8 protein-coding genes are annotated in these 4,015 nt (G+C 62.6%); 5 read left to right on the top strand and 3 right to left on the bottom strand.

Annotated features, from left to right (window positions below):
• Together ACFOMP_RS02740 and ACFOMP_RS02745 are read right to left on the bottom strand one after the other, a co-directional pair.
• The coding region (locus tag ACFOMP_RS02740) for a recombinase family protein (RefSeq protein WP_379027793.1) at positions 1-158 on the bottom strand (158 nt) is incomplete at its 3' end.
• A 19-nt stretch (positions 159-177) separates the two neighbouring features.
• Entirely contained in the window at positions 178-369 is a 192-nt protein-coding gene (locus ACFOMP_RS02745) for a hypothetical protein (protein WP_028714594.1), read from the bottom strand.
• Between the two features lie 302 nt (positions 370-671).
• Here ACFOMP_RS02745 and ACFOMP_RS02750 point away from each other — a divergent pair, with 302 nt between their 5' ends.
• From ACFOMP_RS02750 to ACFOMP_RS02765, 4 genes are all read left to right on the top strand, one after another.
• The gene (locus tag ACFOMP_RS02750; RefSeq protein ID WP_028714593.1) at positions 672-971 is read left to right on the top strand and encodes a type II toxin-antitoxin system TacA family antitoxin; all 300 of its coding nucleotides are present in this window, start codon (positions 672-674) and stop codon (positions 969-971) included.
• A 46-nt stretch (positions 972-1,017) separates the two neighbouring features.
• Complete coding sequence (locus ACFOMP_RS02755) at positions 1,018-1,485, top strand: GNAT family N-acetyltransferase (RefSeq protein WP_341802370.1); 468 nt, start codon at positions 1,018-1,020, stop codon at positions 1,483-1,485.
• A gap of 234 nt (positions 1,486-1,719) precedes the next feature.
• Complete coding sequence (locus tag ACFOMP_RS02760) at positions 1,720-1,920, top strand: DUF2285 domain-containing protein (RefSeq protein WP_084637936.1); 201 nt, start codon at positions 1,720-1,722, stop codon at positions 1,918-1,920.
• Positions 1,920-2,240 carry a hypothetical protein gene (locus tag ACFOMP_RS02765; RefSeq protein ID WP_028714591.1) on the top strand — a complete coding sequence of 107 codons (321 nt, stop codon included), beginning with the start codon at positions 1,920-1,922 and terminating at the stop codon, positions 2,238-2,240. Before ACFOMP_RS02760 ends, ACFOMP_RS02765 begins: the two co-directional genes overlap by 1 nt.
• Positions 2,241-2,580: 340 nt before the next feature.
• On the opposite strand, the gene ACFOMP_RS02770 is transcribed toward ACFOMP_RS02765, so the two are convergent.
• Positions 2,581-3,306 (bottom strand): SDR family NAD(P)-dependent oxidoreductase, encoded by a 726-nt coding sequence (locus ACFOMP_RS02770; protein WP_243786068.1) that lies wholly within the window; start codon positions 3,304-3,306, stop codon positions 2,581-2,583.
• 171 nt (positions 3,307-3,477) lie between these two features.
• On the opposite strand from ACFOMP_RS02770, the gene ACFOMP_RS02775 reads away from it, so the two are divergent.
• A complete protein-coding gene (locus ACFOMP_RS02775) occupies positions 3,478-3,963 on the top strand; it encodes a fasciclin domain-containing protein (protein WP_028714589.1) in 486 nt (161 codons plus the stop codon).
• Positions 3,964-4,015 lie beyond the last annotated feature (52 nt).

Below are 4,015 nucleotides of genomic sequence, written 5' to 3' on the forward strand. Positions count from 1 at the left end.
CGGATCAGCGAGGCGCCGGAGATCGCGTGGTCCGAATACTCCTCGACGATGTGCCAGCCCTGTTTCTCGGCATGGAGGCGGCACATACGGAACTGGTCGGCGATGGAAGCGTCGCGTTGATTGTCGGAAGAATAGCGGGCGTAGATCGCGACTTTCAAAACGTGGCTCCCATCCGTATCAGGAGGAGCGCTTCCTCCTTTGCCGTGACATCTTCACTTCCTCTGCATAGCACTCCTGCGCCGCCTGCCTCGCCAGGATGCCGACCAGACGCAGAAGGCGCGGGTCTGGAGCGCCGCGCGGCGTAAACGTCAGCTCCGGCTCGTCCAGCAGCAAGGATTCGAGCAGCGCTTCGCGCTCTCCTCCTGTCATCTTTGCTGTGTTTCCTGGGGCTCGCAAGGTCATAACTTGCAGCATTCGCCCCGGAGGAAGCATAAGCAACGGAAATTGATGGCGAATATTCGGCGACAATTGGCGCGGGTGAGCGGGCTGTAGCGTAGCCCAGCGTGTCCCGGCGAGCCATGGCGTAGCAAAATAACCTATCGGAATCCCTCGCTGGCCCGGTCATCATTGGCCTCGTCGCCCCTCCTCATGAGGTCATTGACTGTTGATGTAACCCTATCGTATTGTAATTCGCGATACAAGGCACTATGTGCCGACCAAGGAGATTCGCCATGGCCACGAACGCCGAACGCAAGGAATATCCGATCTCGATGCGCCTGCCCGAGGCGGATGTCGCAATGATTGATCGCGCCGCCAGCCTCCGCGGCCGCTCGCGCACCGATTTCGTGCGCGACGCCGCTGTGCGCGCGGCCGAGGAGGTCGTCATGGAGCAGGGGCTGATCCGGATGAGTCCGGAGGGCTTCGCCGAGTTCATGGATGTGCTGGCGCGTCCTGCTGCTCCCGTTCCGGAGATGGTGGAAGTCCTGAAGCGGCCCGCGCCGTGGGAGCCCGGCTACGTGGCGAAGCGGTAAGCCATTGCAACTGTCAGGCCCCGAACCGCTTACCGCCGGTCACGAAGTGTCTGATTTCTCCTGTGGCAAGCCCACGCTTGACCACTGGCTGAAGACGCGCGCCCTCTCCAATCAGCAGAAGGGCTTCACTGCTGTTCTCGTGGTGCATGAGGCTGGGCGCGTGGTCGGTTACTACGGCCTGGCGCCGACTGCCGTTGTACCATCGGTGCTGCCGCGTTCGATCCGGACGGGGCAGCCACCCAATCCGGTCCCGTGCATGTTACTCGGCCAGCTTGCGACCGATACGGGATGGGCAGGGCTGGGCATCGGGACCGGTCTTTTGAAGCATGCTCTCCAGCGCTGCGTTCAGGCCGCTTCGCTGATCGGCGGACGGGCCTTGTTGGTCAATGCCGTCGATGGTGAAGCCGCCGAATTCTGGAGGCGGCGCGGCTTTGAGCCGTCCAGGGATGATCCCCTGGTTCTGCTCCGATCGATCAACGACATCGCAGCTTCGCTCCGCGAGGGTGGCGGATGAAAGCCGAAACTGCTTGCAAACGTAGCAGTCCGCCCAACCATCAAGATTGCAGCAGATCAGATCCGACCATGCAAATTCGTGTTTCTCTATTCTCCAACCTTCGCCAACAGATGGCCATCCTCCCCCTGACGCTTTGTGCCGCCGCTGGCGCTCCGCTCGAACCCGCCGCAGCTCAACCTCGGCCGCAGATTGGATACGCGCCTGACACGCCAGCAACGCGCGCGCCTCCGACGGATGCTGCGGGCCTTCGATGGCCATCGGGCCGGCGCGACGCAGCAGGAGATCGCGCGGGTTCTCCTGAACGCCGGCCGGCTTGACCGGGACGAATGGCAGGCATCTTCCGCCCGTCATGCCATCAAGGCACTCCTGCGTGACGCCCGTGCAATGGTTGCGGGCGGTTATCGAAAACTCCTGCGTCATCGCCGCCCACGATAGTGCGGCTTTGCGTCGGCAACAGCCACTTCGCCGCGCCGGTCGCCGGCGCGCGGCACTTCGGCGCGACGCTGCTCTACAAGATCAACTCCAGCACCAATGCGCGGATGCGCGGCTGGCTGGTGCTGAACGGCATAACGGAAATCCGCGGCTCGCGGGGGGGAGTTTCCGGCGCGCGTGTCTCCGAGGCGACGGCGCTCTGGCTGCAGACCATGGCACCGCTTGCACAAGGCGACACCGTCGAGCTGCAGGGCAACTTTCGCGCGGCGGATGGATATTTCGCGGCCGACCATACGTCCTTCTGGGGCAGCAAGGTCGGTTGAGCGGCGAAAGTAGGATCGCAATGACAACGGGCGGCGTGATGATCCTATTCGTTACCACTCCACCAAATGGCAGTTCCGTCTGGGTACAGGGTGGTGGATGTAGTGCCGGGCACAGTCTTTCAACAGGAGATCATCGCCGATCTGCCCGCCGCGACGCAGTTCCTGTCGTCCGCCCCTACCTCAACACCGGCACGACGGCTGCTGCCGTCACCTACGACTGCGCCGGGGTCTACCTTGAGACGGATTACTGATCGCAGTTCGAAGATCAGGATCTGCTTTAGCCGTGAAAAGGTAGTAGACGTCACCCACGCCATGCAGCGCTAGGTCATTCAATGTTGATTTACCCTCGGCTCCTCAGCCGGGAGCGCCCGCCATCAACCCCCAAGACCTGTCCTGAAATCCAGCCAGACCGGGCTGAGATGAGAAATGCGGCGATTTCAGCAAGATCGTCAGGACGGCCAAGCCGTTGCAGCGCATGCAGTTGCGCAATACCAGCTGCCATCCGTGCATCGGCGGTCAGGGGTTCGGCCAGCGGAGTTTCGGTCAGAGAGGGCGCAATCGCGTTCACCCTGATGTGCGGCGCCAACTCGGCTGCCAAGGCGCGCGTCAGGCCCTCGACCGCGCCTTTAGCCATCGAGATGGACGCGTGATTGGCAAAACCCTGCCCGACCGCGACCGACGAAAACAGCACAACCGATGCCCCGCCCTCTGCCGCCTTCAGGGCAGGCAAGGCCGCCTGTACCGCCAGCGCCGCTCCTAGGGCGTTGAGATGGAAGTCATCAGCCATTGCCCGCGCCGACAAGTGCGCGAGCTGCCGCAGGGTGATGCTGCCCACCGCATAGACCAGCCCCGACAGCGGGTGATCAATCTCGGCGCTGACGCGTGCGAAGCTTGTCTCGTCCATAACATCGGCGACGGTATAGCTCGTGCCAACTTCGGCGGCGACGGCAGCAAGGCGGCTCTCGCTTCGGCCGGTCAGATGCACATTGTGACCTGCGGCGACAAGCAGCCGCGCCAACGCAGCGCCCGTCGCGCCCGAGCCACCATAGATCAAAACCTTGGTCATCCCGTTCCCCCTTGCGTGATGGTTGTTCGGATTACGCGCCATCCGCGCGCGCAGATCGAATTTTCCTGACGACAAGTTTGATCTGGCTGGGGGCGACCTGCGTAAAGAACATCGAGGGCTCGAAACGAGGCCCTTTGCGAAAAGCACTGCTTGACACAAAGGAGAACCGGAATGCTGCGCAAATTTCTGATGGCGACTGCGACGACGGCCCTGCTGGCGGGTGCCGCCATGGCGCAAGATGCCACGTCGGACATTGTCGATACGGCCGTTGCAGCGGGCGATTTCACGACGCTGGTTGCGGCGGTGCAGGCGGCCGGGCTGGTGGACACGCTGAAAGGTGAAGGCCCGTTCACCGTCTTCGCGCCCACCGATGCTGCCTTTGCGGCTCTTCCCGAGGGCACCGTCGATACGCTGTTGATGCCCGAAAACAGGGATCAGCTCGTGTCGATCCTGACGTATCATGTGGTTCCCGGTGCCGTGATGTCCTCGGACCTGACCGAGGGGATGACGGCAGCTACCGTCCAGGGCGGCGACGTTACTTTCACGCTCGATGGCGGTGCCAAGGTCAATGACGCGAATATCACCACGGCGGATATCGCGGCCTCGAACGGGGTGATCCATGTCATCGACACGGTCATCATGCCGCCCGCCAACTGAGGCAAATGACACTGTTGGTCGTGCATGAACCAGATGACCCCGGCCATTGCGG

This window comes from Paracoccus simplex, assembly GCF_042648325.1.
Classification (GTDB): domain Bacteria; phylum Pseudomonadota; class Alphaproteobacteria; order Rhodobacterales; family Rhodobacteraceae; genus Paracoccus; species Paracoccus simplex.